The organism is Gulosibacter sediminis, from assembly GCF_030011715.1.
GTDB classification, from domain to species: domain Bacteria; phylum Actinomycetota; class Actinomycetes; order Actinomycetales; family Microbacteriaceae; genus Gulosibacter; species Gulosibacter sediminis.
On the sequence record NZ_JASCYH010000109.1, the window covers coordinates 1 to 287 of the forward strand.

Here is a 287-nt window from a genome sequence, read left to right on the forward strand (position 1 = left end):
TAGTAGCGCCATGCGTGTCACGCACGTGTCCTACCTCAACCTGCCATTCGGACCGTTGCACAGCTACGAACTCCCGGTGGCGGCGCTGGGGCGCGCCCTCCCCGCATCCTTCGCCCAGGCGCGGCATGCCGGGCTCGGCGACCGCTCCGGCTCTTGGATGGGTATTACGTTTCGGCTGACCGCGCAGGGCGATCGCGATGACCTCGCCGAAGCGTGGCAAGCGGTGGTCGCGACACACGGCACGCTGCACACCGCGTTCGTCAATGACGGTGCCGGCACTCCAACGC

The 287-nt window shown here is 67.9% G+C and carries 1 pseudogene; it reads left to right on the forward strand.

Annotated elements, in window-relative coordinates:
- Window positions 1-10 precede the first annotated feature (10 nt).
- Window positions 11-287, forward strand: a pseudogene (locus QM019_RS12760) (peptide synthetase); the annotation flags it as partial.